Origin of the sequence: Profundibacter sp., from assembly GCF_965277155.1 — a bacterium.
In the GTDB taxonomy this organism is placed as follows: domain Bacteria; phylum Pseudomonadota; class Alphaproteobacteria; order Rhodobacterales; family Rhodobacteraceae; genus Profundibacter.
This window is the reverse complement of sequence record NZ_CBDIBV010000013.1, coordinates 555,427-581,091: the sequence shown is the minus strand read 5'-3', so window position 1 is coordinate 581,091 and position 25,665 is coordinate 555,427. Positions and strand designations below refer to the sequence as shown.

Below are 25,665 nucleotides of genomic sequence, written 5' to 3'. Positions count from 1 at the left end.
GCAATCTTTGCCCACCGCTGCCGAACGCCTAGGCCTCCAGCGCATCCTCAAGGGTTCGCAACCCCGTTGTCGGCGCCTGCACCAACACCGCCATATTCCCCGGCTTGTGCTCGTTCTTCCACATCTTCATATGTGCTGCCGGAATTTCATCCCACGGGAATACCTCGGACATAGACGGGTCCAGCCGCCGTTCCACCATCAACTGGTTCGCCGCAGCGGCCTGTTTCAGATGGGCAAAGTGCGATCCCTGCACGCGTTTCTGGTGCATCCACAGATACCGCGCATCCATTGTCAGGTTATAGCCAGTGGTGCCGGCACAGATCACCACCATACCACCTTTTTTGCAGACAAAAACCGAGGCCGGAAAGGTCGCCTCGCCGGGGTGTTCGAACACCATATCGACATTCACACCCTTGCCGGTGATGTCCCAGATCGCCTTGCCGAACTTTCGCACCTCGCCGAACCATTCCTTATACTCGGGCGTGTTCACGATCGGCATCTGGCCCCAGCAATTGAATTCCTTGCGGTTCAAAACCCCCTTGGCTCCCAAACCCATCACGAAATCGCGCTTGTCCTCGTTGGAAATCACGCCAATTGCATTACCACCTGCCGTGTTGATCAACTGGATCGCAAACGACCCCAGACCACCGGACGCGCCCCAGACCAGCACATTCTGACCGGGCTTCAGCTCATGCGGATGATGCCCGAACAGCATCCGGTAAGCAGTGGCCAATGTCAGCACATAACAGGCGCTTTGCTCCCACGTCAGGTGTTTGGGGCGTGGCATAAGCTGCTGCGACTGAACCCGGGTGAATTGCGCAAACGAACCGTCCGGCGTTTCGTATCCCCAGATTTTCTGGGTCGGAGAAAACATCGGATCGCCCCCGTTACATTCTTCGTCATCGCCGTCGTCCTGATTGCAGTGGATCACCACCTCGTCGCCAACCTTCCAGCGCTTGACCTTGTCGCCCACCTTCCAGACAATGCCCGCCGCATCCGACCCTGCGATATGGTAATCCGCGCCATGCACGTCAAAGGTGGAAATCGGCGTGCCCAGCGCGGCCCAGACGCCGTTATAGTTCACCCCGGCGGCCATCACCAGAACCAGCACCTCGTGGCTGTCAATTTCCGGCACATCCACCACTTCCTGCAACATCGCCTTGTCCGGATCGCCGTGGCGTTCCCGGCGGATTGTCCACGCATACATCTGTTTGGGCACATAGCCCAGCGGCGGGATTTCCCCGATTTCATAAAGATCTTTTTCAGGGGCATCGTAAGGGGCAATATCAGGGTGGGTTACAGCAGTCATAAAAGCCTCCTAAGCCAAAGCTGTAGCGCAGAATCAACGCTACCATTCAATAGGTGGGATATGATTCGCCACGCAATAATGCAATCACAAACAGGGGTTATTTTGTAATTTTCTAACCTTGTGAATTTTCGCTAGCTGCCCCTTTCGCCCGCTCGATCAGATGCGCAATAGAATTGGCATAGTATTGCAGCGCCGCTTTTTCATCACTGTTCACACTATAACGCCCCTCCTGTTCGGTCAGCATCCGGCGTTTGGTCAGCAGTGTCAGGCCGAATTCAGCAGCATAATCCAGACTGTCGCGCGGCACATGGATATGTGCGCCATTAGCTTCCAGCCAAGTGGCCAGCTCGTTCACCTGTGCGACCACTTGCTTGCCCGTCATTGGCGCATCTGCCGTCAGCAACACTGTTGCCACCATCGGCACCGGCAACACCGGCACCACCTCGCGCACGCGTTCCATCACCTTTTCGGCCACGCATTCGGTCACGTTGTCAGGGCAGGTTTTCACGAATTCCTTCAGGCTGACCGGATCGCCAAAACTGACCGAGGCATAGCCGAATCTGTGATAGCGCCCCGCAATCCGGAACCATATCTGCCGTCCGATCCAACCCAGCATCTTGAACAGGCTAAAGCGGAATTTGCGATTCCCCGCATCCGCCGCCGACATCAGCACGCGGTCCTCAAGCACACGGTCGTAATTCAGCGCCACCGGCACGAACACCACATCACGCTGGCCTTCGGGATCAAAATCGGACACCACATAGTTCAACAACCCCAGCTTGGGCGTGCCCACCGTGCCATCCAGGCTTAACCCGCCTTCGGGGAACACCGCCTGCGTCACCCCGCCCGTTGTGGCCAGTTGCACATAGCGCGCCAACACGCGGCGGTATAACGGATTGCGGGATTTGCGGCGGATGAAATAGGCCCCCATCGCGCGGATCAGGTGTTTCAGCGGCCAGACCTGTGCCCATTCACCCACGGCATAGGACAGGGCCGAACGCTCGCCCGCCAGATAGGTGACCAGTACATAATCCATGTTGGACCGGTGGTTCATCACGAAAATCACCGTTGCGTATTTGTCGATCGCCTCGATTGCGGATTCGTCAAAATGACCCAGCCGCACCCGGTACAACGTCCGGCTCAGCCAGCGGGACAACCGCATGGCAATGCCAAAATAGATTGACGCGCTGAACGAGGGCACAATTTCCTTGGCGTAACGGCGCGCGTCCTCGAACGCGACATTTTCGGGAACCCCTTCGGTATGGGCATGTTCGGCAATCGCCTCGGCCACCTTTGGGTCATAGATCACCCGCTGGATCATATCGTGGCGACGGGCCAGTTTGAACGGCTCAATCGGACGGTCCAGTTTGGTATTGACCTGCGCAACCACCTTTTCCATCCGGCGACGAAAGAACCAGCGGACCGATGGCACCAATACACGTTCCAGCGCCGCAAAAACCGCGAATCCGACGATCAGCACCAGCAGCCATAATGGGATTTCGATCATCCTGTTCATGTAGCAAGCTTTTCAGGAAAAGACCTTCACCGCAAGGTAACTAAATTTCACCTACTTTCCCCCTTGCGTAATATTCTTACCTTTGCGAAAACATGCGCAGCGCAATCTTGAACAAGGCCGCCGCCCATGCCCGCATCAAACTCCCCCCGCCCGTGGCTGTTCCGCACCTATGCGGGGCATTCGACCGCGGCCGCGTCAAACGCGCTGTATCGGGATAATCTGGCCAAGGGGCAGACCGGCCTGTCGGTGGCCTTCGATCTGCCGACGCAAACCGGATATGACAGCGATCATGTGTTGGCTAAAGGCGAGGTTGGCAAGGTCGGCGTGCCCGTCAGCCATCTGGGCGATATGCGCGCATTGTTTGCCGATATTCCGCTGGAACAGATGAATACCAGCATGACGATCAACGCCACCGCGCCGTGGTTGCTGGCCCTTTATATTGCGGCAGCCAAGGAGCAGGGCGCCGATGTCAGCAAACTGCAAGGCACAGTGCAAAACGACATCATCAAGGAATATCTATCGCGCGGTACCTATATCTGCCCGCCCAAACCGTCCCTGCGGATGATCACCGACATTGCCGCCTATACCCGTGAACATCTGCCAAAATGGAACCCGATGAACGTCTGTTCCTACCATCTGCAAGAGGCCGGCGCGACACCGGAAGAGGAGCTGGCCTTTGCGCTGGCCACTGCCACCGCCGTGCTGGACGACCTGAAGGGCAAGGTGCCGGATGAACATTTCCCCGCGATGGTCGGGCGCATTTCATTCTTTGTGAACGCCGGTATCCGGTTCGTGACCGAGATGTGCAAGATGCGCGCCTTTGTCGAATTATGGGATGAAATCACCCGTGAACGTTACGGTGTCGAAGATCCGAAATTCCGCCGCTTCCGTTATGGGGTGCAGGTCAATTCACTGGGCCTGACCGAGCAGCAGCCGGAAAACAACGTCTATCGCATTCTGATTGAAATGCTGGCCGTGACCCTAAGTAAAAACGCCCGTGCCCGAGCGGTGCAACTGCCTGCCTGGAACGAAGCATTGGGCCTGCCGCGCCCGTGGGATCAGCAATGGTCGCTGCGGATGCAACAGATTCTGGCCTATGAAACCGACCTGCTGGAATATGACGACCTGTTTGACGGCAACCCCGCGATTACACGCAAGGTAGAGGAACTGAAATCCGGCGCGCGCGCCGAACTGGCCCAAATCGACGGTATGGGCGGGGCGGTGGCAGCGATTGATTACATGAAATCGCGGCTGGTTGAATCAAATGCCGCCCGCATTGCTAAAATCGAAGCCCGCGAAACAACAGTAGTCGGCGTAAACCGCTGGGTGGATGCCGCCCCCAGCCCGCTGACCGCAGGTGATGGCACAATCATGGTGGCCGATCCTGCGGCCGAAGCCGACCAGATCGCCCGCCTGAACGCATGGCGCGAATCCCGCGATGAAACGGCAGTGCAAATGGCACTGACCGATTTACGCGCCGCCGCCAAATCCGGCGAAAACATCATGCCCGCGTCCATTGCCGCCGCCCGCGCAGGCGCAACCACCGGCGAATGGGGGCAGGTGGTGCGCGATGTCTTTGGCCAATACCGCGGCCCCACCGGTGTTTCCCAAAACCCCAGCAACCGCACCGAAGGGCTGGATGAAATCCGCGCGCAGGTTGATGCGGTTTCCGACCGTCTGGGCCGCCGCCTGAAACTGCTGGTCGGCAAACCGGGGTTGGATGGCCATTCCAACGGCGCCGAACAGATCGCCACCCGCGCGCGGGATTGCGGCATGGACATCACCTATGACGGCATCCGCATGACCCCTGCGGAAATCGTGGAAAGCGCGAAAAAGGATGACCCGCATGTGATCGGCCTGTCGATCCTGTCGGGCAGCCACATCCCGTTGATAGCCGATCTGATGCAGCAGCTAAAGGACGCCGGCCTGACCGATATTCCGGTGATCGCTGGCGGTATCATCCCTGATGATGACGCCGAAGATTTGCGCAAAATGGGGGTCGCGCGGGTCTATACGCCCAAGGATTTTGAATTAAACAAGATCATGGCGGATATTGTTACGCTGGTTGATTCCCCTGCCAAATGATCACAATCCGGCGAAACCCGCCAGTTTCCCCACTTAACCAAAGCGGATTGTTGCGCGCCTTATAACAGCAACAACTCCCTTGCACTCATCGGCAGGTCTTCGCGTAAACACTTGGTTTATTAATGTGAATTTTCTGCCGATTGGGATGCATAAACCATTTTCCCATAGCCTGTCCGCATGTCCCTTCATTAGGTCTCGGGTCTGTGTTCGGCAACGCGCCGCAATTCACACCAACCAAAAACTGGAGACCAAAATGAAAAAACTGATGTTCACCACTCTTGCCGTTACCTTTGCCACACCTCTGCTGGCCGAACCGGCCTGCACCCCCGGGGACAGCCTGAAACCTGTCTGGGAAGCCATCAAGGCGTTCGAGGACGAAGGCGGCGAAGTTCTGAAGTTCAAGATTAATGACGGCGGCTGCTACGAGGTTTACGGCATGCTGGACGACACCAAAATGGAAGTATTCTTTGATCCAAACACGGGCGCGGAAATCGACCGTATCAATTCCTAACTCACTTTCCTAACCACTCACGAGCAGCAGAAAGAGGTGCCGCATGGCTATCGTAGAAAATCAGCCCCTGATACGTAAAACCATTCCCGTTTGGGACATCGGCGTGCGCCTCTTTCACTGGTCTTTGGTGACCAGCGTTACCCTGTCCTATTTCGTCATATCCCCGCGCGATATGCACAGGTTCTTTGGCTATGCCGTGGTGACCCTGATCGCGTTTCGCCTGATCTGGGGGCTGATTGGCCCCAAGCACGCCCGCTTTAGTAATTTCATTCCCGGCCCGCGCAAATTGCTGGGCTATCTGCGTGATATCGCCCGTGGCGTCGAGGATCGATACATTGGCCACAATCCGGCAGGGGCTGCGATGATCGTCACGCTATTGCTGGTACTGGGGGCCATCGGCACCACCGGATATATGATGGGTATGGATGCCTATTTTGGCGAAGAATGGGTCGAAGATTTGCACAAAATGCTGGTGAACGGCCTATTTGCGCTGGTCGCGTTCCATCTGGCAGGCGTCATATTGGCCAGCCTGCGGCACAGGGTAAACCTTATAAAAGCAATGCTTACAGGAATGAAGGAAGTGAAAAGCGAAGTAAATATTCACAACAAATAACTCGATGGCCCAACAATAAAACACCACTATATCCATAAATAGGGTATATCGATAATTAGGGCTTGTCATTTATTGCACCCGAAACGCTCAGAAAACAAAATCACTGGAATGAAGGTCAGTTGCTGTTGTGTCTAGCAATATAATCTGATCTGCGCCGTAATGAATAACAGTATCCGCCCCAGACTGAGTAGGTAGTGTCGCGAGTTTGGTGGAAATTCGAGGACGGCGTAATCTCCGGGTGCATCGAAGCCACCCAACCGGCGGCTGGAACCGCCAAGGAGATCACGCCATGACAAAGAATACAGCAACATCGACATCCGCGCTACTGGCCAATGAAGCAGGCTATGACCCGATTGAAGACCGGCTGCGCCAGAACATCCGCGCGACGATCGAGGCGGTTTTCGAAGAGGAGCTGGAGCAGTTTCTGGGCCGTTGCCGGTATGGCCGCAGCGGCGGGGCAAAGGCCGGATACCGCCACGGGCATCGCGAGCGGCAACTGGTCGGAACATTTGGAACCGAAACGGTGCGCGTGCCGCGTGCGCGGATCACAGGCGAGGCCGGCAAGGCCAGAGAATGGCGCTCGAAGGCATTGCCCCGCTACCAGCGGCTGACGAAGAAGGCCGAGGCGCTGATCGCTGCTGTCTACCTTTCGGGCACCAACACACGGCGGGTAAAACGCGGGTTGTGTCTCGAAAGTGGTGGAAATTGATTTCAGGCACCTCCGAGCGGGTTGAGTTATGCGCCGGTCAGGCGGCTTGGTCAAGGGTTGCGTCGGCGACGGGCTGAGCGAGCGTTTCCCAGCCATCGACCTTTCGCATGACGATCTGCCCCGAGGCCATCAGAGCCCAAAGCAGCATCGGCACGGTCTCGGCGCATGGCAGCACGGTCTGGGTCTTGATGCGGCGGCGGAATTCCTCGTTCAGGCGTTCGATCGCATTTGTCGTTCTGGCCGATTTCCACTGGCCTTGTGGCAGACGCGTGAAGGTGAAAAGCTTATCTCCTGCTTCTTCCAAGGCTGTCAGCGACGGCCTTGCATTTCAGCCGCCATTTTCGCAGAAATGCCTTGCGGCGGGTGGCGATTTCCTCGGGTGTTTTGGCGTAGATCATGTCGCGGTAATCTTCTGTCAACTCATCATGCATACGCTTGGGTGCCTTGGCCAGAAGGTTGCGGTGCTTGTGCACCGTGCACCTCTGGATCGGCAGATCTTCACCCCAGAGGGCAATGAGAGCGACCTCAAGTCCCGGTGCCCCGTCCACGATGACAAATTCGGGCCGTTTCAACCCGCGCGCATCCAGATCGTTGATGAACTGACGCCAGGCGGAGGTGCTTTCGCCGCCCATGTTCATCAGTGATAACAAGACCTTCTGCCCATCCCGGCGCACGCCAATCGCGGCCAGAACCGAGATATTGGTGGCCTTCCTGTCAATCCGCGTTTTGATCACGGTGCCGTCCAGGATCAGCCGCACGATGTCTTCATCCGCAAGGCTGCGGGCGCACCACGCCTGCCAGTCCACCTTCACCTTGCGCCAGGCGCGGCTCACCACATCCTTGCTGACCGCCCCCTGAAACAGGCCGAACAGGGCGCGTTTTACCCGCCGTGTGTTGGTGCCCGAAAGGTAGACAGCAGCGATCAGCGCCTCGGCCTTCTTCGTCAGCCGCTGGTAGCGGGGCAATGCCTTCGAGCGCCATTCTCTGGCCTTGCCGGCCTCGCCTGTGATCCGCGCACGCGGCACGCGCACCGTTTCGGTTCCAAATGTTCCGACCAGTTGCCGCTCGCGATGCCCGTGGCGGTATCCGGCCTTTGCCCCGCCGCTGCGGCCATACCGGCAACGGCCCAGAAACTGCTCCAGCTCCTCTTCGAAAACCGCCTCGATCGTCGCGCGGATGTTCTGGCGCAGCCGGTCTTCAATCGGGTCATAGCCTGCTTCATTGGCCAGTAGCGCGGATGTCGATGTTGCTGTATTCTTTGTCATGGCGTGATCTCCTTGGCGGTTCCAGCCGCCGGTTGGGTGGCTTCGATGCACCCGGAGATTACGCCGTCCTCGAATTTCCACCAAACTCGCGACACTACCTCAGCAAGGAAAGTAATAGCAATACCGCCACTGCATTTTAAGACTTTCATCTGCGGGCTAAGAACTTCGAGCGCAATTTCTGTCATTAGATGTTTCTTTAGTTTGTATTTTGATACAGCGATTTGTCACCAATATGGCCGCAATAGCCTACATATTCAACCAAAACGGGCGGCCGCGACGGTCCGGAACCTGTGCGCTATGGTGATTGGGAGAAGAAGGGGTTCGCGGTGGATTTTTGAGGCGGGCATACGCTGCCCTCCGCATCCTGCACCTATGTCATCCCCGCGCAAGCGGGGAGCTCTCGAACTTTGGCGAGTCCCTAACCAGGTCCCCGCTTGCGCGGGGATGACATAGGGTAGTCCAAAATCACAACCCCAGCACATCCAGCATATCGTATTCCCCCGGTTTACGCCCTTGGCCCCACAGCGCAGCCTTTAGCGCGCCACGGGCGAAAATGGCGCGGTCGGTGGCCATGTGGCGCAGCACGATGCGTTCGCCTTCGCCCGCAAAAATCACGTCGTGTTCGCCCACAATATCCCCGCCACGAATGGCCGAAAAGCCGATGTCGCCGCGCCTGCGTTCGCCGGTGATCCCGTCGCGCCCGCTTTCCTTGACATCGGCCAGATTTACCCCGCGCCCAACGGCGGCAGCCTCGCCCAGCATCAAGGCGGTGCCCGAGGGCGCATCCACCTTATGTCTATGATGTGCCTCGACAATTTCGACATCAAAATCCGCATCCAACGCGGCGGCGACCTGTTTGGTCAGTTGCACCAGCAGATTCACCCCAAGGCTCATGTTGCCCGCCCGCACCACGACCGCGTGGCGGGATGCGGCCTTGATTTTCGCCAGATCATCATCCGACAACCCCGTGGTGCCGATCACATGCACCGCACGCGCCTGTGCGGCCAGTTCCGCCATCGCCACCGTGGCCGCAGGCACCGTGAAATCAATCACCGCCTGCGCTTTGGCCATCATCTCAAGCGGATCGTCGCTGACTTTGACACCGATTTCGCTACCGCCCATCGCTGTTCCCACGTCCTGTCCGATCCAGTCATGGCCGGACCTTTCCAACGCCCCGACCAGTTGCATCGCCTTGTTTTCGCTGACCAATTTCACCAGCATCTGACCCATCCGGCCCGACACCCCGTTTACTACTACGCCCGGAAGTTTGCTCATTCCTGCATCTCCATAATATCTGTTGTGCGCATACTGACCCGCTTGCACAGATCGCGCAACCGGCTTAGACGGGGTTTATGGCAAAACAAACCCATCATTCGGCCCGTGGCCCATCGCAACGTCAACTGCGTGTTGGCGAACTGATCCGGCGTTCGCTGTCGGAAATCCTGACCCGTGGCGATATCCACGATCCTGACCTGAACCGCATGTCGATTACGGTGGGCGAGGTGCGCACATCGCCAGACCTGAAGGTAGCGACTGCCTTTGTGCTGCCGCTGGGCGGCAAGGACAAGGAACAGGCGCTGCTGCTGCTGCGCCAGAACCGTTATGAAATCCGCCGCGCGGTCGCGAAAACGCTGGCCCTGAAATATGCACCGGAAATCCGGTTCCTGATTGATGAGACCTTTGATCAGATGGACGAGACCCGCCGTATTCTGGAACAGGACGCCGTGCGCCGCGATATTGAAAACGACAGCGATGGCGGGGACGCAGACGGAGGCGGTGAATGATCCGCGCCGCTTTGGTATTTCTGTTGCTGCTGCCCGCTGTGGCGAATGCCTGCGAAACGCTGACGTATAAATCCAATGACTATACCCTGTGCGAAGTGACGCTGGACGATGATCTGCGGCTGTTCCATTCCGATGCGGATGGCAAACTGCTGGGCAGTTTCAGCCGGATTAACGCGATGCTGGCGGACCATGGCCAGACGCTGGGTTTTGCCATGAATGCAGGGATGTACCACGCCGATCGCAGACCTGTGGGCCTGTTTATCGAACGTGGCAAAGAAATTGCGCCGCTGGCCGATGGCGGCACTTACGGCAACTTTGGCCTGAAACCCAATGGCGTGTTTTGTTTTAGCAAACAAGCGCTGGCGGTGATTGAAACCAATGTATTCCGCCTTTCCAAAACCGCGTGTGAATATGCCACACAGTCCGGCCCGATGCTGGTGATCGACGGGGCATTGCATCCGCGATTCCTGATTGATGCGACCTCGCGTTATATTCGTAACGGGGTCGGGGTTTCGGCCGATGGCACCCGCGCATATTTCGTGATTTCGGACAATCCCGTCACCTTCCACGAATTCGGCTCGTTATTCCGCGACCATCTTAAAACCCCCAATGCGCTCTATTTCGACGGTAAGGTTTCGCGCCTGTATGCACCCGATCTGGGCCGCTCCGACAGTGGCTTTCCGCTGGGGGTGATCGTGGGCACCGTGATCAGTCGTTGACCTGCGCCCAATGCCGCACTAGAGCATGTTGCGCCAAATTGAATTCATCCGCCGGCCCGAACGCATTCGCTTTTCGCGAACGCTGCTTCGGTCAGGTGGATGAATGCTCGAATCTGATTGGGCGCAACACGCACTAAACGCCACAGCTTAAGGTAAATTCTGGAGCACACCCTTGGGACGCAGACGTAAAAATGGCCGTGATATATCGGGCTGGCTGGTGATCAACAAACCGGCGGGCATCACCTCGAATGCGGTGGTGAACAAGGTGCGTTGGGCAATGGACGCGAAAAAGGCGGGCCATGCGGGCACGCTGGACCCCGAGGCAACCGGTGTGCTGGCGATTGCATTGGGCGAGGCGACGAAAACCGTGCCCTACATCACGGATGCGCAAAAGGCGTACCGTTTTACCGTGCGGCTGGGGCAGGCGACCAACACCGATGATGCCGAGGGCGAAGTGATCGCTGAATCCGACACGCGCCCCACTGATGATGAAATCCGCGCTGCATTACCGCAATTCACCGGCGACATCATGCAAATCCCGCCACAGTTTTCGGCTGTGAAAATCGATGGTCAGCGTGCCTATAAACTGGCCCGCGCGGGCGAAGAGGTCGAGATCAAGGCCCGTCCGCTGTGGGTCGAGGAACTGGAACTGGTCGAGCGGGTCGACGAGGATCACATCGTGCTGGAAATGATCTGCGGCAAGGGTGGCTATTTGCGCTCGATCGCGCGTGATCTGGGGGCGGTGCTGGGATGTTTCGCCCATGTCAAATCGCTGCACCGCGTCTGGTCCGGCCCGTTCGAGGCCGAGGACGGCATCACCATGGAGTTGGTCGAGGAACTGGCCAAAACCGGCGAGCTGGATACCTATCTGCGCCCGCTGGAACAGGGGTTGGAAGACCTGCCCGAACTGCGCTGCACTCCCGAGTCCGCCGCGCGCTTGCGGCACGGCAATCCGGGCATGGTGCTGGCGTCGGATGTGGAATACGGCGACGAGGCCTGGGCATCACTGGATGGCAAGGCCGTAGCGGTTGGCGTTTACAAATCCGGTGAATTGCATCCTTCAAGGGTGTTCAATACAACAGCGTTGCCTGTTTAGGAAATGTCCGAACTACATTGATATTGCAAGCCAGTTTCGATTCTGGGGATGCCTAAAATTTAGAATAATAAATAAAAACTACTAGTTAATATGTGTTTTCCCACAAGTCTGGTTTTCCTTACTTGTTGGCCTTTAGCCGGTCACTCTATCGTTGCCATACAAATTTTCTCGTAACTTTTTAATGAAGGATTTCTGACATGGCATATTTCAACGGCACAAATTCAAACGATACTTGGTATGGCACATCGGGTGATGACATCATTCGTGGGTATGGCGGGAATGACACTTTACGTGGTGGCCAAGGCTATGACAGGATATTGGGCGGGGATGGTCATGACCGTCTCTATGGTGACGGCGGGAATGACTATCTCTTTGGCAATAACGGGAATGATTATATATCGGGAGGATCCGGTCGCGACTATCTTTCGGGCGGGAATGGCCGTGACCAATTGTTTGGTGGTTCTGGCAATGATTACCTGACAGGGGATGCGGGCGATGATTATGCTGATGGTGGCACAGGCAACGATGCTATTTTCGGCGGATCCGGTAGGGATTTGCTAAATGGTGGCGCCGGTGACGATTTCGTATATGGAGGTACGGGTGATGATACACTGTATGCAAATGCCGGTAACGATAAGCTTTATGGCGGCGACGGGAATGACGCGCTTTATGTAAAAGGCAAGGGGCTGACCCAGATAACTACTTCAAGTAACGCTTAACCCATTGTCTTAGCTGCAATAACTGAGCTGAAGGGTCACTGTTGTTGAAACGCCACTCGCATTCCTTCAAATATAGCCCAAATTGGGCCTTGGGGACACCGTTAAATCGGCGCATGTGGCGCTTGGCTTGGTTCCAGAAATTCTCGATGCCATTGATGTGGTTGTGACGGTCTGCAAAGAGCTTGGAATGGTTGATGCGAAAGTGGTGGAAGTCTGACACATCCAGCACATTATAACCGCGCCAACAATCGGAATAGACGATGGAATCCGGCACGACTTTGCGCTCTATGATCGGGATCAGAGTGGCGGATTTGGCGTCCGGGATGATCTTGGTGTAAACCTTCCCACCCCTTTTTAATATACCAAAAACGGGAATTTTACCTGCCGCACCACGCCCGCGTTTACCTTTGCGTTTGCCGCCAAAGTAGCTTTCGTCCACTTCTATTTCTCCGCCGAACATAGCTTGCCTTTCCGCCTCCAGCTCATAGGCGATTATCTCGCGCAGGCGTAGAAAATAAAACGCTGCGGTCTTGCGGTTTACACCACACAAACTGGCTGCTGTTCGTGCTGTCGATCCCGAAACAAAATGCTCCGTAAGACGGTCTTGCTTGTAGTGGCTCAGGCGACTCTTTCTCATGCTTCCCATCATAACCTCTTTTTAGGTTATCTGGGTCAGCCCCTATGAAATTATCTGCATCTGCACCACCAGTCATGATGTCGTCACCAGCACCACCCACTAGGTTGTCATTTCCGCGATCGGTAGTGTCGCGAGTTTGGTGGAAATTCGAGGACGGCGTAATCTCCGGGTGCATCGAAGCCACCCAACCGGCGGCTGGAACCGCCAAGGAGATCACGCCATGACAAAGAATACAGCAACATCGACATCCGCGCTACTGGCCAATGAAGCAGGCTATGACCCGATTGAAGACCGGCTGCGCCAGAACATCCGCGCGACGATCGAGGCGGTTTTCGAAGAGGAGCTGGAGCAGTTTCTGGGCCGTTGCCGGTATGGCCGCAGCGGCGGGGCAAAGGCCGGATACCGCCACGGGCATCGCGAGCGGCAACTGGTCGGAACATTTGGAACCGAAACGGTGCGCGTGCCGCGTGCGCGGATCACAGGCGAGGCCGGCAAGGCCAGAGAATGGCGCTCGAAGGCATTGCCCCGCTACCAGCGGCTGACGAAGAAGGCCGAGGCGCTGATCGCTGCTGTCTACCTTTCGGGCACCAACACACGGCGGGTAAAACGCGCCCTGTTCGGCCTGTTTCAGGGGGCGGTCAGCAAGGATGTGGTGAGCCGCGCCTGGCGCAAGGTGAAGGTGGACTGGCAGGCGTGGTGCGCCCGCAGCCTTGCGGATGAAGACATCGTGCGGCTGATCCTGGACGGCACCGTGATCAAAACGCGGATTGACAGGAAGGCCACCAATATCTCGGTTCTGGCCGCGATTGGCGTGCGCCGGGATGGGCAGAAGGTCTTGTTATCACTGATGAACATGGGCGGCGAAAGCACCTCCGCCTGGCGTCAGTTCATCAACGATCTGGATGCGCGCGGGTTGAAACGGCCCGAATTTGTCATCGTGGACGGGGCACCGGGACTTGAGGTCGCTCTCATTGCCCTCTGGGGTGAAGATCTGCCGATCCAGAGGTGCACGGTGCACAAGCACCGCAACCTTCTGGCCAAGGCACCCAAGCGTATGCATGATGAGTTGACAGAAGATTACCGCGACATGATCTACGCCAAAACACCCGAGGAAATCGCCACCCGCCGCAAGGCATTTCTGCGAAAATGGCGGCTGAAATGCAAGGCCGTCGCTGACAGCTTGGAAGAAGCAGGAGATAAGCTTTTCACCTTCACGCGTCTGCCACAAGGCCAGTGGAAATCGGCCAGAACGACAAATGCGATCGAACGCCTGAACGAGGAATTCCGCCGCCGCATCAAGACCCAGACCGTGCTGCCATGCGCCGAGACCGTGCCGATGCTGCTTTGGGCTCTGATGGCCTCGGGGCAGATCGTCATGCGAAAGGTCGATGGCTGGGAAACGCTCGCTCAGCCCGTCGCCGACGCAACCCTTGACCAAGCCGCCTGACCGGCGCATAACTCAACCCGCTCGGAGGTGCCTGAAATCAATTTCCACCACTTTCGAGACACAACCCATGCAGGAAGGTGCGAAAAGAAGGAAACAGTTTGTGAATCTATTTCTAACAGTGCTTGAAATTGTCACGCCCGTTTTCCTGCTCGCCGCTATCGGGTTCACATGGGTCAAGCTGGGATTCGAGTATCGGGTCGAATTTGTCACCCGTCTGGCAATGACCCTGTCGGTACCCTGCCTGATCTTCACCGCCTTGATGAAAACCGAGATCGACCCCGCCGCGCTGGCCACCCTGTCCTATGCCGCGATGGCGGCTTACGGGGCGGTCACGCTGTTATCCTACCTTCTGGTGCATGGCGCCGGGTTGGAACATCGCACCTACCTTGCCCCTGTCATTTTCGGCAACACCGGCAATCTGGGCCTACCGCTGGCGCTGTTTGCCTTTGGCGAAACGGGGTTGGGCTATGCCGTGGTGGTGTTCGCAATCATGGCCATCCTGTCGTTTACCTTAGGGGTCTGGCTGGTGTCTGGCGGGGGTTCTCCGTTGAAAGCCATCAAGGAGCCCATCGTTGCGGCCACCCTGCTGGGCGCGTTGTTTATGTGGCAAGGCTGGCAAACCCCCAAAGCGATTACCAATACGCTGGAACTGATCGGCCAGATGGCGATCCCGATCATGTTGATAACCCTTGGCGTGGCTGTGGCCCGTCTGAAACCCGGGCGCATGGGACGGGCGGTTTGGCTATCATTGGCCAAAGTGGTGATTTGCATCGGGGCTGCATGGGGTGTCGGCCGCTGGCTGAACCTGCCGTCGGTGCCATTCGCGGTGCTGGTGATGCAAGTGTCTACCCCTGTGGCCGTAACATCCTATATGCTGACGGAAAAATACGGCGCGGATGCCGATGCCGTTGCGGGGCTTGTTGTGGTTTCAACACTGCTAAGCGTGGTCACAATCCCGCTAACACTGGTATTTCTACTGTAATGTAGCAAATTCGGCCTTTTATCCTATGGGTGAATTGGTCTAAACTATGTGAAAATAAAAAACAAAATTAAGCGAGAGGCGTAATGAGCAGACTTCTTCGCGCGACAATATTGACGTTACTAGTGGCCTCTTGCGGGGGCGGCGGAAACTATTCCGCGCCGCGCAATCTGGATGACGCCTGCAGTATCCTTGATCAGCGCCCGTCCTTTTTGAAAGCCATGCAAAGATCCGAGCGCCGCTGGGGTATTCCGGTGCATGTGCAGATGGCGACCATCTATCAGGAAAGCAAATTCATCGGCAATGCCCGCACCCCGTTCCGTTATGTTCTGGGGGTTATTCCAATGGGGCGGCAGTCCTCTGCCTACGGCTACTCCCAAGCACTGGATGCGACGTGGAAAGAATACAAACGCGGGCCGGGCCGTTCGGGAGCCAAGCGGGATGACATTGACGATGCCACCGATTTCATGGGCTGGTATATGTCGCAATCAAGCGAAAGGCTGGGGATCGCAAGAACCGATGCCCGCGCACAATATCTGGCCTATCACGAAGGCCGCAGTGGCTATGCGCGTGGCAGCTATAATGGCAAACCGTGGTTGATGCGTATCGCCAATGAAATCGGCGCGCGCTCGGAAACCTACCAGCTACAACTTATGGCCTGCGGAAAGACGTGATCAGAACCCGCGATCTTCGGCTTCCAGATCAATATTGAACAGGCGGGCGGATAATTTCATGCCTTTGTCCAGCTTGTTCAGAACCAGCGTGGTTTCCCCGCCGGTGCCATCAACAATCACACATTGACGCAGCTCAATCGGATTGGATGTGAACAACAGGCGTATCTGGCCGTAATCCGGATGTTCGGGATCTTGGGCTACAATGGTGGTTGTTTTGCCATCGGACGTGTGCCCGACAACCATTTTTGCCCGCGCCAGATTGACGTTCTTTTGCAGAATGATCCCCAATGGCGTACGCTTTAGCGGATATTGTTCGGGTGCTGTGTTGGATTTCCCGTCAAAAATAGCCACCGTGCCCGCACTGGCCAGAACCAGCGTTTTATCGGGTGGGGCATATTCAAACCGGATACGTCCGGGGCGCCGGATATAGATCGTTCCCGTCGAAATGGTTCCATCCCCGTTTATCTGGGTGAATCCCCCTTTGGCGGTGGTGAATTTGTTCAGATAGTTGGAAATCTGGTTCAGCGACAGCTTTTCAGCGGCCACCGGTAGCGACAGGGCAACCCATAAAACGGGCAAGACAAGCAAGCGTAAATGTTTCATATATCCTATTTAAGCATCACAGACGGGTTTTCCACCCCTTACTGTATCCGCCCCTTTTCACAAGCAGTTTACTGCTGTTCCGGTATCAGAATTTCACGCTTGCCGACATGGTTGGCAGCGCTGACCAGACCTGCATCTTCCATCTGCTCAACCAGTCGCGCGGCTTTGTTATAGCCGATCGCCAGTTTGCGCTGGATATAGCTTGTCGAACATTTGCGATCCTTGACCACAATCGCCACGGCCGTGTCATACAGCGCATCTTCGCCATCTGTGTTGCCACCCAGCCCCAACACCAGATCAATGCTGTTTTCGGCATCGCCTTCCGGCCCTTCGACAACACCGCTAACATATTCCGGAGCGCCAAAGCTTTTCAGGTGGTTGACGATTTCCTCGACCTCTTCGTCGCTAACGAACGGGCCGTGTACACGGGTGATTTTCGCACCACCCGCCATATACAGCATATCGCCCATGCCCAGCAGTTGTTCGGCGCCCTGTTCACCCAGAATGGTGCGGCTGTCGATTTTGCTGGTCACCTGAAACGAAATCCGGGTGGGGAAGTTGGCCTTGATCGTGCCGGTGATCACATCCACCGACGGACGCTGCGTGGCCATGATCATATGGATACCCGAGGCCCGTGCCATCTGCGCCAGGCGCTGGATGCAGGCCTCGATTTCCTTGCCGGCGACCATCATCAGATCGGCCATCTCGTCCACGATTACCACGATATAGGGCAGTGTTTCGGGAACGGACTCTTCGGTCTCGAAAATGGGATCACCGGTTTCATCGTCAAATCCGGTCTGCACCGTGCGGCTGAACATCTCGCCTTTTTCCATGGCATCGCGCACACGGCCGTTATAGCCCTCGATGTTACGCACACCCATCTTGGACATCTTGCGATAGCGTTCTTCCATCTCGCCCACGGCCCATTTCAGCGCGACAACGGCCTTTTTCGGGTCGGTCACAACAGGGGACAGCAGATGCGGGATGCCATCATAAACTGACAATTCCAGCATTTTCGGATCAATCATGATCAGGCGGCATTCCTCGGGCGTCAGCTTGTAAAGCAGGCTTAGGATCATCGTGTTGATTGCCACGGATTTACCCGAACCGGTGGTCCCCGCAATCAGCAGGTGAGGCATTTTCGCCAGATTGGTGACAATCGGATCACCGCCAATATCCTTGCCCAAAGCCAGCGGCAGGCGCAGGTTGCTGTCGCCAAAATCGCGGGTCGACAGGATTTCGCGCAGCATCACCTTTTCGCGGTGCTCGTTGGGCAATTCGATACCAATCACCGAGCGGCCCGGCACGGTCGAAACCCGCGCCGAAAGGGCAGACATCGACCGCGCGATATCATCGGCCAGACCGATCACACGGCTGGCTTTCAAACCGGGCGCCGGTTCCAGCTCATACATGGTAACCACAGGGCCGGGGCGCACGCTGACGATTTCGCCTTTGACGCCGTAATCATCCAGCACGGTTTCCAGCATCCGCGCGTTTTGCTCCAATGCCTCGTCCGACAGCTGATGCCGCTGGATATTCACATGGTTTTCCAGCAGCGAAAGCGGCGGGTGCTCATAATCACTGTGCTTCTCCTCGAACTGTAACTTTGGCTGTGCTTCGGCCTTGGCCTGCGTCGAAGGCGCCGGTGCCTTGCGGGGGGCATGTTGCACCACAGCTTTAGGCGGCACGACGGGCTGCACAGCGGGGGATGCGGGCGCGACCGGTTCGAACATCATCAAATCTTCCGGTTGGGCGGCTTCCATCTGCGGCTCATGGGGGGCCTGCACAGGGGGTTCCGTGTTCAAAATCAGCGGTTGCGGCCCGCGACGGCGGGTCACTTGTGGCTCGGCACGGGCGGCTGTTGCAACCTTTGCCTGACGCGCCCGCATACGGATCGCATCGGAAATCCGCGCCTTGATCCGGTCCTCGCCGATTTCCTCGCTATAAAAATCGGGGTCCAGTTCCTGTTCTACCAGCTCGGGTTCAGGATCGGGCGTGCGTTTAATCAGGGACGGCATCCGCGCCAACAAACCTTGTTTGGCCGGCTGCTCGGGCTGTGGTTCAGCATGTTCGGGGGCAACCACCGGTTCGGCGCGCAAAGTGGCAGCATTGCGCTTGATGGGGGTTGGCACCGCGGCAATTGCCGCCGCTTCGGCTGCGGCGCGTTCGGCCTCGATGCGGGCGCGTTCCTTGCGTTGTGCGTTCTTGTCCTGAACATTCCGGGCTGCAATTGCTGCACCATGAGCAGATTTGCCCAATAGTGCCATCAAACCCGCATAGGCCATCACCACCCCGACCAACATAAAGCGGCCAAAGCGTTTCAATTCCGGCGTGGTAAAGCCCAACACAAACAGGGACATAGCCACAACAGCCGCCATCAACAGCAGCGACATTATTTTCAGGCCGATCGCGGCCCCAAACGGCATGATACCCAGCAGACTACCCAGCACCATATCGCCAAACAAACCTCCCAGACCAAAACTGTGGGTCCAAGCGGCAGATGGAACATGGGTCGAGGCATAAACCGACAACAAAGCAATCGCGATAGGAGCGAAAATCAACCGGCCCAGTGCCCGCTCTTCGCCTTGATGGGTGGCAAAGCGAACGCCCCAAACCACCAATACAATAGAAACCGCCCATGATCCCCAACCAACGATCACAAACAAAGGCGACGCAATCGACGCGCCAAAGCGTCCCAACCAGTTCTGCACCGGCTGATCCGAAGCCGACAACCAGCTGGGATCGGACGGCGCATAAGATGCCAGCAACATTGCCACCAGAATTCCGGTCACCACCATTCCGATGCCGATCAGTTCCTTGCTGCGCCGTTCAATCGCCGCCTGCAATTTGGAATCTAGCAAGGGGTCACGCCGTTTTGCCGAATAAGATGCCATGTTTACCTCGTCCTCAACTATAGATGCAGCGTTTCAGGCGCATTAGCCCCTGTCGCATTTCTTGTTTTGGGGCCACCATCGCGACCCTGATATATTTATGTCTCGGATTATAACCGTTTACGTCGCGGCTCAGATAGGCACCGGGTAAAACCCGCACACCGGTTTCCTGCCACAGCTTCAGGGCCGCCGCTTCGCCATCCTCCACCGGCAGCCACAGGAAAAATCCGGCCTCGGGGCTTTGATAGCCCTCGACATCGCCCAGAATTTCATCGGCAATGTCGAATTTCTCGCAATACAATGCGCGGTTTTCGATCACATGGTCCTCGTCCGCCCAAACCTTTTCGGCCACGCGCTGCAATGGCAACGGCAATGGTGCGCCGGAAAAATCGCGCAGTTTTTTGATGCGGGCGATAGACTGCGGGCCACCGGCCACGAACCCCGACCTCAGGCCCGGCAGGTTCGATCGTTTGGAGAGCGAATGGAAAATCAGCACCCGTTCCGGATCAGCGCCCATTTCACGGGCCACCTGCAATGCGCCAACCGGCGAGGTATTGCGGTAAATTTCGCTGTAACACTCATCCGCGAATATTTTGAAATCGTATTTCTCGGCCAGCGCGATCAGATCCTGCCAATACTCACGGCTTGCCACCGCACCCTGCGGGTTGGAAGGTGAACAGATATAGGCAATCGCGGTGCGGTTCAGCACATCGTCAGGCAGGCCCGCGTAATCGGGCAGAAACCCGTTTTCCGCATCCGCCGCAACGTAAACCGGCTCGGCCCCGACCGAAAGGGCTGCCACGGCGTAGACCTGATAAAACGGGTTTGGTGTCAGCACCACAGGCTGTTTGCCACCTTTGGTTTCGGGGCAAAGCGCCATTGCGGCGTTATACAACCCTTCACGGGTGCCGTTGACGGTGGAAACCTCGGTTGCGGCGTCTACAGTCACGCCAAAGCGGCGTTTGACCCAACCGGCAATCGAGACCAGCAATTCGGGCGATCCGGCATTGGGCGGGTATTTGCGAAATTCCTTGCCGTGTTTGGTGATAATCTCCAGTACCCAGTCAGGGAAATCATGCTGCGGCTCTCCGATGGTCATATGCAACACATCCCCGCCCGCCGCATGTGCGTCGAGAAGCCCGCGAAGACGCGGAAAAGCATACTCTGGGAGGTTCGAAAACCGCTCCGGAAAGTCCATATCTGCCTCAATTATCGGGATCATTAGCGTCCCGTTTGAGGTGAATCTAAACCAATCCGGTGAATCCGTCCAGAAAAACCCTTGGATAATATCGGCTTGCGACGCGTTCCTGTGGCATTTAGAGCGCATCCAATCTAATCAGATTCGTGTATTTACCGCGCAACCCGAAGCAGCGTTTGCACATGCAAATGCGTTCGGGTTGTGTGGTGAATTCAATTGGATTGGATTTGCTCTAGGCCCCGCTTTGATTTTTACGATCCGAAACCCAGCCGGGACGCGCCCGACCCTCCCCACGGGAGGGCGCATTGCAGCGTAGCAAAATTCACAAGCGTTTTGATTTTCTTCGGCCATATTTCTGTTCAGGGAATGTAGCAACGCCCACCCAGGGTCGGCCGCGTCCCGGCGTGCCGCCGGTCCGGAAACAAATCAACCTAACGCAACGCCACCTCGGCCGCCGCCCCCAACCGCAGCAAACGCTCCTCGCTCATCGGCGGGGAAACGAACATAATCCCGCAGGACGGCACCCCCGTTGGCAGGGTCAAAGCTGCCCCGCCCATCAGGTTTGCAATCCGCGTATTACGCAGCGCATGCAGGTTTACATCGACGTAATAATCATGGTCCGTCGCCAACCGTTCCAGATTTGGCGGCAGGATTTGCGAGGTCGGCATGATCACCGCATCCATTCCCGCCATCCGCGCATCATAGGCTGCCCGCAGGCGACGCAGCTTCATCCAGCCCTTGACAAATTCGACGCCTGAAAATGTCGCCCCTGCCCGGAACCGTTCCAGAATTTCGCCAAATACCTTGTCGGGTGCGGCCTCGATTTCACGGTGCCACTGGGCATAGGCCTCGGTGGTGAACAGCACCGCCGACAACTCCAGCGCCTCGCTCACTTCAGGCGCTTCGCCTTTTGTAACAATCGCTCCCGCTGCCTTCAGCTTTTCCACCGCGCCCATGAAACCCGCCATCGGCTCCTCGCGCACACCGTCCATCGCTTCGGTTTTCAGGATCATCAACCGCTTGCCCTGCAAGCTGGCCCCACGCAAATCCGCCGCTTTGCCGCCTTCCAAAGCGGCCAGCATCAGGGCTGCATCCTCGACCGAACGGCACAGCGGGCCGACCGTGTCAAAGCTTTCGCACAGGGGCACAACGCCCTTTAGCGACAGGCGGCCCGAGGTGGTTTTCAACCCCACCAGATCATTCCAGCACGACGGTATCCGCACCGATCCGCCCGTGTCCGAGCCAATCCCGCAAGCCGCCAGATCAAAGGCAACCGATGTTGCCGCGCCCGAGGACGAGCCACCGGCAACCGAGTCAGGATCATTCACGCTGGGCGGGCTTTCGGTGACCTGATTATAGCCCAATCCAGAAAATGCCAATTCCGACATATGGGTTTTGCCAAGGCACACCAGCCCCGCTTCGGTGGCGTTTTTCAGCACCTCGGCGTCCTCGTCCGGCACCCGCCCCGCTAGCAGCGCTGATCCGGCTTCGGTGACCACGCCTGCCGTATCAAACAGGTCTTTCCATGATACCGGCACCCCGTCCAGCACCCCGCGCCGGTTGCCGCTTTTGGCCCGGTCCGCTGCTGCCTTTGCCTCGGCCAGCGCCCGTTCTTCGGTCAGGCGGGCATAAATCCGGTGCTGCAACGGGTGTGCCTTGATCGCCTCCAGATAGGTTTGCGCCAGCGTAACAGGGTTGATTTCCCCCGCGCCAATCCCGCGCCCCAGATCCGCTGCTGTCATTTTCAACCAAGCTTTTGACATATCCCGCCCTTTCACATCCGTTTTCTAAACGCTAGCGCCCCTGCGTCACATGGACAATCCCGAATTGGGCGGCCTATGTAGGGATATGAAACGCGACTCGGATATTATCATCGTTGGCGGTGGCCTGAACGGGCCTGCTTTGGCACTGGCGCTGGCCGATGGCGGCTTTTCGGTGACGATCATCGACGCCCTGCCCGCCCGTAGCCGTGACCAAAAGGGATTCGACGGGCGCGGCTATGCGCTGGCGCTGGCCTCGCAACATCTGCTGTCGGCGATTGGTGTCTGGCCGCAGGTGGCCGAAAACAGCCAGCCGATAAACGAGGTCAAAATTACCGACGGGCGCGCGGGCGAAGGGCCGAGCGGCTGGATGCTGCATTTCGAAAGCCGCGAGTTGGCCGAGGGGCCGATGGGCTATATGGTCGAGGACCGCTATCTGTCGCGCGCATTGCAAGGAGCGGTGCAAAACCACCCGCTGATTACGCAAATCAACAACGAAACCGTGGTTGACCAACAGGTCGGACCGGCCAGTGTGACGGTGACAACCGCCAGCGGCAAAACCCTGACCGGAAGTATCCTGATTGGCAGCGACGGGCGCACCAGCGGCACCGCAAAACGCGCCGGTATTCGCAGGGTCGGGCATGATTACGGGCAAACCGCGCTGGTTTGTGCGATTGAACACGACCTGCCCCATCACGGTATTGCGCATCAGTTTTTCATGCCGCCCGGACCGCTGGCCATCCTGCCGCTGCCCGGCAACCGCTCGTCCATCGTTTGGAGCGAGACAACAGCAGAAGCCGCCCGCATCAACACCCTGCCCGAGGATGAATACCTTGACATCCTGCGCCCGCGGTTTGGCAGTTTTCTGGGACAAATCCGGCTGGCTGGCACGCGGTTCACCTATCCGCTGAACCTGACGCTGGCCGAACATTTCATCGCACCGCGCCTGGCCCTGATCGGCGATGCGGCACACGGGGTGCATCCGATTGCAGGGCAAGGGCTGAACCTTGGTTTTCGCGACGTGGGGGCCTTGGCCGAAGTTCTGATACTGGCCCGCAGACGGGGCGAAGACATTGGCGCACCGGATGTGCTGGAGCGATACCAGCGTTGGCGCCAGTTTGATACAACGGTGATGGCGCTGGCAACGGATGCTTTTAACAAGCTGTTTTCAAATGACAATTCACTGCTTCGACTTGGGCGCGATATGGGCCTTGGTGTGGTCAATGCAATGCCATCTTTGCGGAAAAGATTTATCCGCGAGGCCGCTGGGCTGTCGGGCGATGTGCCGAAATTGTTGCAAGGGTGGCAGATTTAACGGGGGGATTGGCGGGGTGAACCCCGCCCTACAGACTTCAATCCAGCTTGCGCGCTTCATCCACCAGCATCACCGGAATCCCGTCGCGGATCGGAAAGGCCAGATTGGCCGGTTTTGATACCAGCTCCTGTTTCCCGGCATCGTAATGCAGCGTTGTGTGGGTCACCGGACAGACCAGCGCCTCTAACATTTTACGGTCGAATTCAACTTCACCACTCATTGCATCACCCCTCCACCTTCACCGCGCCGCAGCACAAATTCCATCAAAGTTACCAGAATGTCCCGCCGGTCCGCCAATGTCGGCGCTTCCAGCAGGGCCTGTTTATCCTCGGGCGAAAACGGCGCCAGCATGGACAGTGAATTGATCAACATCTCGGGTTCGGCCTTGGTCAGGTTTTCCCAGTCGCTCTCCAGCTCCTGCGCGGTAAAGAACCGCTCCAGCAATTCCAAAAACCGTTCACGATCAAAGGATGTGATGTGTTCAACCCCGCCCAGATCCCGCGCGAACCCCTGCCAGTCGATCCGACCGCGTAGGTAAGGGGTGAATCCCTCGACCTGCTCTTGTAGCCGGAACCGTGACACACCCGTCAGGGTGATCATATAGCGCCCGTCCTTGGCTTCGTTAAAACCGGTTATCCGGCCCGCGCAACCAATGGCGTGCAATTCCCCTTCCGGGTCTTTGTCCACCGGCTGAATCATCCCGATCAGCCGCTCGCGGGTTTTCAAAACATCTTCGAGCATCGCCAGATAGCGCGGCTCGAACACGTTTAGCGGCAAGCGCCCGCGCGGCACCACGATGGCCCCCGATAACGGGAACAACGGGATGGTGTCGGGCAGGTTTGCGGCAGGGATCATAATTCAGACTACCCCGAAACCGGCATTACGCAAAGATCATTGACGATAATTTGCGCCGGCCGTTCAGCACAACCGGATCATCCGCCTTTAACGCATCGAAAATGGTGAACAATTGCGCCTTTGCTGCGCCATCGTTCCATTCGCGATCGCGCCGGAACAATTCCAGCAATTCGTTCACGGCCCCTTCGGTATCACCAGCCGCGTGCAGTGCTGTTGCCAGATCGAAACGCGCCTGATGGTCGTCGGGGTTGGCCTCGACCGCGGCCCGCAGATCATCCAGCGGTCCGGCTTCGGCGGCCTGTTTGGCCAGCTCTAATTGCGCATGGGCCGCTTCCAGTTCCGGTGTTTTCGACATTTCCGCGGTTGCACCGTTCAGCGTGGCCTCGGCTGTTTCCAGATCACCGGCGGCGATTTGCGCGCGCACCAGACCTCCAAAGGCGGCGGCACTTTCGGCGTCTTCCTCCAGAATGGCGGCAAAGGTTTCGGCGGCGTCTGACGCTTCGCCCTCGGACAGCATGGTTTCGGCGGCTTCGATCGCATCGGCCAGACCGCCATCGCCTTCCGGCCCCAACAGCGATACCTTTTCAATGAATGCCTTGATTTCCGACGCAGGGACAGCCCCCTGAAACCCGTCTACCGGTTGGCCATCCACAAAGGCGTAAACCGTCGGGATCGACTGGATCCGCAACTGCGCCGCAATCTGCTGGTTCTCGTCGATGTTCACCTTGACCATTTTGACCTTGCCACCGGCGGCTTTCACTTCGGCCTCAAGTGCCGGGCCAAGCGTTTTACACGGACCACACCACGGGGCCCAGAAATCGACGATTACCGGCACTTCTTTACTGGCTTCGACCACATCGGCCATAAAGGTTGCTTCTGATGCGTCCTTGATCAGATCGCCTGCGGGGGCGTCATTGCCTTGTCCTAGTTCAAGCATGTCATTCATCCATCAAATTGTTTGGTTGCCCCTTATATGTGCT

The 25,665-nt window shown here is 57.4% G+C and carries 22 protein-coding genes and 3 pseudogenes; 13 read left to right on the top strand and 12 right to left on the bottom strand.

Going from position 1 to position 25,665, the window contains the following annotated elements:
- Window positions 1-28: 28 nt before the first annotated feature.
- Window positions 29-1,309, bottom strand: a complete 1,281-nt coding sequence (gene ccrA, locus ACQY4M_RS18100; RefSeq protein WP_428547056.1) for a crotonyl-CoA carboxylase/reductase — start codon at window positions 1,307-1,309, stop codon at window positions 29-31.
- A 112-nt stretch (window positions 1,310-1,421) separates the two neighbouring features.
- Window positions 1,422-2,825, bottom strand: a complete 1,404-nt coding sequence (locus ACQY4M_RS18095; protein ID WP_428547053.1) for a 1-acyl-sn-glycerol-3-phosphate acyltransferase — start codon at window positions 2,823-2,825, stop codon at window positions 1,422-1,424.
- Window positions 2,826-2,951: 126 nt separating this feature from the next.
- On the opposite strand from ACQY4M_RS18095, the gene ACQY4M_RS18090 reads away from it, so the two are divergent.
- The 4 genes and pseudogenes from ACQY4M_RS18090 to ACQY4M_RS18075 form a co-directional block, all read left to right on the top strand.
- Window positions 2,952-4,910 carry a protein meaA gene (locus ACQY4M_RS18090; protein ID WP_428547050.1) on the top strand — a complete coding sequence of 653 codons (1,959 nt, stop codon included), beginning with the start codon at window positions 2,952-2,954 and terminating at the stop codon, window positions 4,908-4,910.
- A gap of 253 nt (window positions 4,911-5,163) precedes the next feature.
- Window positions 5,164-5,421, top strand: a complete 258-nt coding sequence (locus ACQY4M_RS18085; RefSeq protein ID WP_428547047.1) for a PepSY domain-containing protein — start codon at window positions 5,164-5,166, stop codon at window positions 5,419-5,421.
- Window positions 5,422-5,464: 43 nt separating this feature from the next.
- The gene (locus ACQY4M_RS18080) at window positions 5,465-6,034 is read left to right on the top strand and encodes a cytochrome b/b6 domain-containing protein (protein ID WP_428547044.1); all 570 of its coding nucleotides are present in this window, start codon (window positions 5,465-5,467) and stop codon (window positions 6,032-6,034) included.
- Between the two features lie 289 nt (window positions 6,035-6,323).
- Window positions 6,324-6,719: pseudogene (locus ACQY4M_RS18075) on the top strand (transposase); the annotation flags it as partial.
- 61 nt (window positions 6,720-6,780) lie between these two features.
- On the opposite strand, the pseudogene ACQY4M_RS18070 reads toward ACQY4M_RS18075, so the two are convergent.
- Window positions 6,781-8,008 (bottom strand): annotated as a pseudogene (locus tag ACQY4M_RS18070) (IS256 family transposase).
- 263 nt (window positions 8,009-8,271) lie between these two features.
- Between ACQY4M_RS18070 and ACQY4M_RS18065 the strand changes: the two are divergent.
- Window positions 8,272-8,346 (top strand): annotated as a pseudogene (locus ACQY4M_RS18065) (DUF1674 domain-containing protein); the annotation flags it as partial.
- Between the two features lie 127 nt (window positions 8,347-8,473).
- On the opposite strand, the gene dapB reads toward ACQY4M_RS18065, so the two are convergent.
- The gene (gene dapB / locus ACQY4M_RS18060; RefSeq protein ID WP_428547041.1) at window positions 8,474-9,283 is read right to left on the bottom strand and encodes a 4-hydroxy-tetrahydrodipicolinate reductase; all 810 of its coding nucleotides are present in this window, start codon (window positions 9,281-9,283) and stop codon (window positions 8,474-8,476) included.
- Window positions 9,284-9,360: 77 nt separating this feature from the next.
- Here dapB and rbfA point away from each other — a divergent pair, with 77 nt between their 5' ends.
- From rbfA to ACQY4M_RS18040, 4 genes are all read left to right on the top strand, one after another.
- Window positions 9,361-9,792 (top strand): 30S ribosome-binding factor RbfA, encoded by a 432-nt coding sequence (rbfA, locus tag ACQY4M_RS18055; RefSeq protein WP_428547038.1) that lies wholly within the window; start codon window positions 9,361-9,363, stop codon window positions 9,790-9,792.
- Window positions 9,789-10,511: a phosphodiester glycosidase family protein gene (locus ACQY4M_RS18050; RefSeq protein ID WP_428547035.1), complete on the top strand. Its 723-nt coding sequence runs from the start codon at window positions 9,789-9,791 to the stop codon at window positions 10,509-10,511. Before rbfA ends, ACQY4M_RS18050 begins: the two co-directional genes overlap by 4 nt.
- 172 nt (window positions 10,512-10,683) lie before the next feature.
- Entirely contained in the window at window positions 10,684-11,607 is a 924-nt protein-coding gene (gene truB / locus ACQY4M_RS18045) for a tRNA pseudouridine(55) synthase TruB (protein ID WP_428547032.1), read from the top strand.
- Window positions 11,608-11,804: 197 nt separating this feature from the next.
- Window positions 11,805-12,326: a calcium-binding protein gene (locus ACQY4M_RS18040; RefSeq protein ID WP_428547029.1), complete on the top strand. Its 522-nt coding sequence runs from the start codon at window positions 11,805-11,807 to the stop codon at window positions 12,324-12,326.
- Here the strand turns inward: ACQY4M_RS18040 and ACQY4M_RS18035 are convergent.
- On the bottom strand, window positions 12,307-12,963 hold the full coding sequence (locus ACQY4M_RS18035) for an IS1595 family transposase (protein ID WP_428548264.1): 657 nt from the start codon (window positions 12,961-12,963) through the stop codon (window positions 12,307-12,309). The two genes, ACQY4M_RS18040 and ACQY4M_RS18035, sit on opposite strands and share 20 nt — an antisense overlap.
- A 220-nt stretch (window positions 12,964-13,183) precedes the next feature.
- Between ACQY4M_RS18035 and ACQY4M_RS18030 the strand changes: the two genes are divergently transcribed.
- The 3 genes from ACQY4M_RS18030 (at window position 13,184) to ACQY4M_RS18020 (ending at window position 16,063) form a co-directional block, all read left to right on the top strand.
- On the top strand, window positions 13,184-14,410 hold the full coding sequence (locus tag ACQY4M_RS18030; RefSeq protein WP_428539582.1) for an IS256 family transposase: 1,227 nt from the start codon (window positions 13,184-13,186) through the stop codon (window positions 14,408-14,410).
- A 100-nt stretch (window positions 14,411-14,510) separates the two neighbouring features.
- A complete protein-coding gene (locus ACQY4M_RS18025; RefSeq protein ID WP_428547026.1) occupies window positions 14,511-15,392 on the top strand; it encodes an AEC family transporter in 882 nt (293 codons plus the stop codon).
- A gap of 83 nt (window positions 15,393-15,475) precedes the next feature.
- Window positions 15,476-16,063 carry a lytic transglycosylase gene (locus tag ACQY4M_RS18020; protein ID WP_428547023.1) on the top strand — a complete coding sequence of 196 codons (588 nt, stop codon included), beginning with the start codon at window positions 15,476-15,478 and terminating at the stop codon, window positions 16,061-16,063.
- Here ACQY4M_RS18020 and ACQY4M_RS18015 read toward each other — a convergent pair whose 3' ends face one another.
- The 4 genes from ACQY4M_RS18015 to ACQY4M_RS18000 form a co-directional block, all read right to left on the bottom strand.
- Entirely contained in the window at window positions 16,064-16,666 is a 603-nt protein-coding gene (locus tag ACQY4M_RS18015) for a LolA family protein (protein WP_428547020.1), read from the bottom strand.
- Window positions 16,667-16,734: 68 nt separating this feature from the next.
- A complete protein-coding gene (locus tag ACQY4M_RS18010; RefSeq protein ID WP_428547017.1) occupies window positions 16,735-19,560 on the bottom strand; it encodes a DNA translocase FtsK 4TM domain-containing protein in 2,826 nt (941 codons plus the stop codon).
- Window positions 19,561-19,573: 13 nt separating this feature from the next.
- Complete coding sequence (locus ACQY4M_RS18005; protein ID WP_428547014.1) at window positions 19,574-20,779, bottom strand: aminotransferase class I/II-fold pyridoxal phosphate-dependent enzyme; 1,206 nt, start codon at window positions 20,777-20,779, stop codon at window positions 19,574-19,576.
- Between the two features lie 407 nt (window positions 20,780-21,186).
- Window positions 21,187-22,518: an amidase gene (locus tag ACQY4M_RS18000; protein WP_428547011.1), complete on the bottom strand. Its 1,332-nt coding sequence runs from the start codon at window positions 22,516-22,518 to the stop codon at window positions 21,187-21,189.
- Between the two features lie 85 nt (window positions 22,519-22,603).
- Between ACQY4M_RS18000 and ACQY4M_RS17995 the strand changes: the two genes are divergently transcribed.
- The gene (locus ACQY4M_RS17995; protein ID WP_428547008.1) at window positions 22,604-23,830 is read left to right on the top strand and encodes a UbiH/UbiF/VisC/COQ6 family ubiquinone biosynthesis hydroxylase; all 1,227 of its coding nucleotides are present in this window, start codon (window positions 22,604-22,606) and stop codon (window positions 23,828-23,830) included.
- A gap of 37 nt (window positions 23,831-23,867) precedes the next feature.
- Here ACQY4M_RS17995 and ACQY4M_RS17990 read toward each other — a convergent pair whose 3' ends face one another.
- The 3 genes from ACQY4M_RS17990 to trxA are packed head-to-tail and all read right to left on the bottom strand — an operon-like array spanning window position 23,868 to window position 25,622.
- On the bottom strand, window positions 23,868-24,050 hold the full coding sequence (locus ACQY4M_RS17990; protein WP_428547005.1) for a Trm112 family protein: 183 nt from the start codon (window positions 24,048-24,050) through the stop codon (window positions 23,868-23,870).
- A complete protein-coding gene (locus ACQY4M_RS17985) occupies window positions 24,047-24,685 on the bottom strand; it encodes an LON peptidase substrate-binding domain-containing protein (protein ID WP_428547002.1) in 639 nt (212 codons plus the stop codon). The genes ACQY4M_RS17990 and ACQY4M_RS17985 overlap by 4 nt, the downstream gene beginning before the upstream one ends.
- A gap of 25 nt (window positions 24,686-24,710) precedes the next feature.
- Window positions 24,711-25,622, bottom strand: coding sequence for a thioredoxin (trxA, locus tag ACQY4M_RS17980; RefSeq protein ID WP_428546999.1), 912 nt, complete (start codon window positions 25,620-25,622; stop codon window positions 24,711-24,713).
- Between the last annotated feature and the right edge of the window lie 43 nt (window positions 25,623-25,665).

Bases quoted from the DNA above. Each gene is read 5' to 3' on its own strand.
- ACQY4M_RS18010 (WP_428547017.1), bottom strand. From the start codon at position 19,560: ATGGCATCTTATTCGGCAAAACGGCGTGACCCCTTGCTAGATTCCAAA.
- ACQY4M_RS18040 (WP_428547029.1), top strand. From the start codon at position 11,805: ATGGCATATTTCAACGGCACAAATTCAAACGATACTTGGTATGGCACA.
- ACQY4M_RS18095 (WP_428547053.1), bottom strand. From the start codon at position 2,825: ATGAACAGGATGATCGAAATCCCATTATGGCTGCTGGTGCTGATCGTC.
- ACQY4M_RS17985 (WP_428547002.1), bottom strand. From the start codon at position 24,685: ATGATCCCTGCCGCAAACCTGCCCGACACCATCCCGTTGTTCCCGTTA.
- ACQY4M_RS18005 (WP_428547014.1), bottom strand. From the start codon at position 20,779: ATGATCCCGATAATTGAGGCAGATATGGACTTTCCGGAGCGGTTTTCG.
- dapB (WP_428547041.1), bottom strand. From the start codon at position 9,283: ATGAGCAAACTTCCGGGCGTAGTAGTAAACGGGGTGTCGGGCCGGATG.
- trxA (WP_428546999.1), bottom strand. From the start codon at position 25,622: ATGCTTGAACTAGGACAAGGCAATGACGCCCCCGCAGGCGATCTGATC.
- ACQY4M_RS18020 (WP_428547023.1), top strand. From the start codon at position 15,476: ATGAGCAGACTTCTTCGCGCGACAATATTGACGTTACTAGTGGCCTCT.
- ACQY4M_RS18000 (WP_428547011.1), bottom strand. From the start codon at position 22,518: ATGTCAAAAGCTTGGTTGAAAATGACAGCAGCGGATCTGGGGCGCGGG.
- ACQY4M_RS18085 (WP_428547047.1), top strand. From the start codon at position 5,164: ATGAAAAAACTGATGTTCACCACTCTTGCCGTTACCTTTGCCACACCT.
- ACQY4M_RS17990 (WP_428547005.1), bottom strand. From the start codon at position 24,050: ATGAGTGGTGAAGTTGAATTCGACCGTAAAATGTTAGAGGCGCTGGTC.
- ACQY4M_RS18050 (WP_428547035.1), top strand. From the start codon at position 9,789: ATGATCCGCGCCGCTTTGGTATTTCTGTTGCTGCTGCCCGCTGTGGCG.
- ACQY4M_RS18080 (WP_428547044.1), top strand. From the start codon at position 5,465: ATGGCTATCGTAGAAAATCAGCCCCTGATACGTAAAACCATTCCCGTT.
- rbfA (WP_428547038.1), top strand. From the start codon at position 9,361: ATGGCAAAACAAACCCATCATTCGGCCCGTGGCCCATCGCAACGTCAA.
- ACQY4M_RS18030 (WP_428539582.1), top strand. From the start codon at position 13,184: ATGACAAAGAATACAGCAACATCGACATCCGCGCTACTGGCCAATGAA.
- ACQY4M_RS18090 (WP_428547050.1), top strand. From the start codon at position 2,952: ATGCCCGCATCAAACTCCCCCCGCCCGTGGCTGTTCCGCACCTATGCG.
- ACQY4M_RS18035 (WP_428548264.1), bottom strand. From the start codon at position 12,963: ATGAGAAAGAGTCGCCTGAGCCACTACAAGCAAGACCGTCTTACGGAG.
- ACQY4M_RS17995 (WP_428547008.1), top strand. From the start codon at position 22,604: ATGAAACGCGACTCGGATATTATCATCGTTGGCGGTGGCCTGAACGGG.
- ccrA (WP_428547056.1), bottom strand. From the start codon at position 1,309: ATGACTGCTGTAACCCACCCTGATATTGCCCCTTACGATGCCCCTGAA.
- ACQY4M_RS18015 (WP_428547020.1), bottom strand. From the start codon at position 16,666: ATGAAACATTTACGCTTGCTTGTCTTGCCCGTTTTATGGGTTGCCCTG.